Source organism: Salipiger sp., assembly GCF_059781815.1.
In genome coordinates, this window is sequence record NZ_JBYNAH010000334.1 from 1 (window position 1) to 3,484 (window position 3,484).

Annotated in this window: 4 protein-coding genes; all 4 read left to right on the forward strand. The window is 69.2% G+C overall.

The window, feature by feature from the left end; translation table 11 throughout:
• Positions 1-310, forward strand: a 310-nt coding sequence (locus AC6RA4_RS24125) for an ATP-binding cassette domain-containing protein (RefSeq protein ID WP_500164648.1), incomplete at its 5' end; no start/stop codon positions are given.
• A complete protein-coding gene (locus tag AC6RA4_RS24130; RefSeq protein WP_500164650.1) occupies positions 307-1,557 on the forward strand; it encodes an ABC transporter permease in 1,251 nt (416 codons plus the stop codon). The genes AC6RA4_RS24125 and AC6RA4_RS24130, both read left to right, overlap by 4 nt.
• Before the next feature lie 35 nt (positions 1,558-1,592).
• Complete coding sequence (locus AC6RA4_RS24135; RefSeq protein WP_500164652.1) at positions 1,593-2,102, forward strand: DUF3299 domain-containing protein; 510 nt, start codon at positions 1,593-1,595, stop codon at positions 2,100-2,102.
• A gap of 100 nt (positions 2,103-2,202) precedes the next feature.
• Positions 2,203-3,297, forward strand: coding sequence for a hypothetical protein (locus AC6RA4_RS24140; RefSeq protein ID WP_500164654.1), 1,095 nt, complete (start codon positions 2,203-2,205; stop codon positions 3,295-3,297).
• The last annotated feature ends 187 nt before the right edge of the window (positions 3,298-3,484 follow it).

Sequence of the window (3,484 nt, forward strand, 5' to 3'; positions counted from 1 at the left end):
GCTCTGCACCGCGCTCGGCCTGCCGCCCGAGCTGCTCGACCGCCCCGCCGGGCGGCTCAGCGTCGGCCAGCAGCAGCGTGTCGCGGTGGCGCGCGCGCTGATCGGGCGGCCGCCACTGATCGTGGCCGACGAGCCGACCTCAGCGCTCGACGCGGCCACGCAGGACAATTTCCTGCGCGTGCTTTTCGAACAAAGCCACGCCGCCGGCTCGGCGCTGATGATGGTCAGCCATGACGAGCGTCTCGCCCCGCGTTTCGACCGGGTGCTGCGGCTCGCGGACATCGCCAAGACGGAAAGGGCCGACGCATGATCCTGCGCCTCGCTCTCGGCTCGCTGCGCGCCCGCGCCCTGACCGTGGGGCTCACGGTGCTGGCCATCGCGCTTTCGGTGGCGCTGTTTCTCGGGGTCGAGAAGGTGCGCACCGGGGCGCGCGCGAGCTTTGCCGACACCATTTCGGGCACCGACCTGATCGTCGGCGCGCGCTCGGGCTCGGTGCAGCTCTTGCTCTACTCGGTGTTCCGCATCGGCAACGCCACCAACAACGTCACCTGGAAGAGCTATCAGGACATCGCCGCGCGCGACGAGGTTGACTGGATCGTGCCGATCTCGCTTGGCGACAGCCACCGGCAGTTCCGCGTCATGGGCACCACGCCCGCCTTCTTCGAGCATTACAAGTATCGCGGCGGCCGCGCGCTCGAGATTCCGCAGGGGCACGGGCTGGAAGACCTCTACGACGCGGTGATCGGCGCCGACGTGGCGGCGACGCTGGGTTACAGCGTCGGCGATCCGATCGTGGTCTCGCACGGGCTGGCCTCCTTCACCGCGCATGACGACCAGCCGTTTCGCGTCGCTGGGATCGTCGCCAAGACCGGCACGCCGGTGGACCGTACGGTGATCGTCAGCCTCGAGGCGATCGAGGCGATCCATGTCGACTGGCAGAGCGGCGCGCAGGCCCCCGGTCAGGCCACGCCGGTCGAGCGCATCCGCGAAATGGACCTGACGCCGAAGGCGATCACCGCCGCGATGGTCGGGGTGACATCGCGTTTGCAGGTGTTCAAGCTGCAGCGCTGGATCAACGAGTATCCGCAGGAGCCGCTGCTCGCGGTGCTGCCGGGCGTGGCACTGCAGGAGCTGTGGCAGATCGTCGGCATCGCCGAGACCGCGCTGGTGGGCGTCTCGGCGATGGTGGTGGTGACCGCGCTTCTGGGCATGACCGCAATGATCTTCTCAAGCCTCAACGAGCGCCGCCGCGAAATGGCGATCTGGCGCGCCATGGGGGCGCGCCCGGTGGTGATCCTTGGGCTCCTGGTGCTCGAGGCGGTGCTGATGGCAGCGCTCGGCGCCGGGCTGGGGATGGCGCTGCTCTACGGCGCGCTGGCGCTCGCGCGGCCCCTGATCGACAGCGCCTTCGGGCTCTGGCTGCCGCTGGACCCGCCCGGCCTGACCGAGCTCTGGGGGCTGCTGGCGGTCGTCGGCGCGGCGGCGCTTGCCAGCCTCCTTCCCGCCCTGAGGGCCTACCGCCTGTCGCTGGCGGATGGCATGATGGTGCGCATATGACCCGTTTTCTGCGTTCCCAGAGTAGAGGCCCCCAAATGCCGATCTCCCTGCCCCGCCGAGGCTTCACGCTTGGCCTCGCCGCCGCCGCGGCCCTGCCCGGCACCGCCCTGCGCGCCGCCGCCACCACGGTACTGGAATGGCGCGACCTGATGCCCGAGGGCGATCAGGCGCTGCCCCCGGCGCTGCAGGGGCTGGTGGAGCACGACAAGTCGGACCTTGCCGCGCAGCAGCCGATGTCGTCCGGCGTGCGCACCGACTGGAACGGCGAGACCGTGCAGATCTCGGGCTTCATCGTGCCGCTCGATTACGAGGGCACCCGGGTCACCGCCTTCATGCTTGTTCCTTACGTCGGCGCCTGCATCCACGTGCCACCGCCGCCCGCCAACCAGCTGATCTTCGTCACCACCGAAACGCCCTACGAGTCCGACGGGCTCTTCGAGGCGGTCACGGTGACCGGCATGTTCGGCACCGCCGCCACCTCGACGCAACTGGCCGAGGTCGGCTACGCGCTCTCGGCCGACCGGATCGAGCCCTACAAGCGCTGAAATCTCGCACGGCGGGTGTCGGCAGCGGCGCGACGCGACGCGCCGCATGGACAGATCGCGGGGCTCGGCGCAGACTAGGCTCAACCGAAGGGAGTTTCGTATGGTCTCGATCCCGTCTGCCCGGCACCGTCCCCGCCTCGCCGGCGCCCTGCTGGCCGCTGCCCTCGCGCTTGTTCCCGCGCCGCAGACGCTCGCCTGCGCGTTCCACACCGATCTGCCCGAGATGAGCGTCGCCGACTGGCTGGTCGATGGCATCGAGGTGGTGCTGGCCCGTCCCGACCCCGAGAACCCGTACGCGTTCCGCATCACCGAGGTGATCCACAGCGCCGGAACCCCGCCCGAGGTGAATCTCCTCGTGAACAGCGAGCTGCGGCGCAAGCTGCTGGCGCATCCCGAGGACGAGGTGCTGCTCGCCAATGACGGCTACGGCTGGACCATCCTGAGCTATGTCGATCCGGTGTTCCGCCCGATCATGCGCAAGGTGCTGGCCCGCGCGCCCGGCTGGAACGGCGTGTATGGCGCGGAGCGGCTGGAGATCTTCGCCGCCCTGCAGGACAGCGCCGATGTCGATCTGCGCCAGCTCGCGCTGACCGAGATCGACAAGGCGCCCTATGCGCTGCTGCGCGAGATGGAGCTGCGCCTGACGGCCGAAGAGCTGCTGCGCGGGCTGTGGCTGCCGCAGGCCTATGGTTACCAGCCGATTCGCGTTCTGCTGCTGGGGCTAACCGGCAGCGAGGCCGCGCGCGACGAGGTGCGGGGCTTTCTGCTCCGTGTCGCGGACTGGGAGTGGGCAAACAATCTCGGCGCCTACGCCACCGCAGCGATCGAGCTGGACGGGATCGACGGCGTGCGGCTGCTCGAGAGCGGTTTCCTCGCCAATCCGGCCCAACCGCTTGCCAATCTCGAGCAGGTGATCGAGGCGATGGCGATCCAGCACGGCGTCGCGCCGCCCGAGGTCCGGGCCGAGATTGCCGCGACGCTGCAGCGCTTCGTCCACGCGCGGCCCCAGGGTGCGGCGCCGATCGCCCGGCAATTTCTAACCCGCGAGGACTGGTCTCAGGGATCGCTGCTGGCCGGACTGATGGAGGCCAAGGCCCTTCCCTCGGCGCAGGATCTTCTGACGGTGGCGGTCTATGTGGCGCAGGCCCGCGGTGCGGGCGCCATCAAAGCGCGTAATGAGGGCTCCGACGGCTGAGCCCATGCCGGCCCGGCCGACCAGCCGGAACAGGTCTCCGCTCGGCCCCGCGTCGAGGAATCCCGCTCAGCGTCTCGACAGCTTCAGCGATCTGACGATCACGTCAGGAAATGGCCGCAAGTCATTGATTTTATGGTGGGTGATGAGAGACTCGAACTCCCGACATCTTCGGTGTAAACGAAGCGCT

Bases quoted from the DNA above. Each gene is read 5' to 3' on its own strand.
- AC6RA4_RS24130 (WP_500164650.1), top strand. From the start codon at position 307: ATGATCCTGCGCCTCGCTCTCGGCTCGCTGCGCGCCCGCGCCCTGACC.
- AC6RA4_RS24135 (WP_500164652.1), top strand. From the start codon at position 1,593: ATGCCGATCTCCCTGCCCCGCCGAGGCTTCACGCTTGGCCTCGCCGCC.
- AC6RA4_RS24140 (WP_500164654.1), top strand. From the start codon at position 2,203: ATGGTCTCGATCCCGTCTGCCCGGCACCGTCCCCGCCTCGCCGGCGCC.